The 603-nt window shown below is 44.3% G+C and carries 1 protein-coding gene; it reads left to right on the top strand.

The annotated features are described in order from the left end of the window. Nucleotides 1–240 precede the first annotated feature (240 nt). The coding region (locus R7Z77_RS26820; protein WP_318137233.1) for an AAA family ATPase at nt 241–603 on the top strand (363 nt) is incomplete at its 3' end.

Genomic DNA, 603 nt, shown 5'->3' on the forward strand with positions numbered 1-603 from the left:
ACACAGCATGGAACCTATATCGACCTGAGCGAACAAAACTAGAGGTATTTCTCACTATCTTATGCAAAATAAATGTAACACCCTGTCATTCAAGCACTTTCAGCGTTTTTCTTCGCTTGCAATCCTTTTCTTTGCCCCAATATTGAAAAGATAAATTTCGAGAGCGAACAGGAACTTTTTCCTGATTGGCAATGACCAATACTCAAAACGAAAATCAAATGGATATCGAGAGTCCAAAGCATGCATAAATCTAACTTCGAAACTCTTCAGCACTATTTAGAGTCTCAGATCATTGGCCAGCATGATCTGGTTAAACAACTGTTGATCGCCCTTCTTGCTGACGGGCATATTTTGGTTGAGGGTCCTCCGGGACTTGCTAAAACTCGCGCCGTAAAATCACTGTCTGATTGCGTAGAAGGCGACTTCCATCGCATTCAGTTCACCCCAGATTTGCTGCCTGCCGATTTAACCGGTACGGATATTTTCCGCCCAGAAACGGGCGAGTTCACATTCCAATCTGGGCCGATTTTCAATTCACTCATTCTTGCGGATGAAATCAACCGTGCGCCAGCCAAAGTACAAGCGGCACTGCTTGAAGCCATG

The organism is Vibrio sp. 1401, assembly GCF_033340295.1.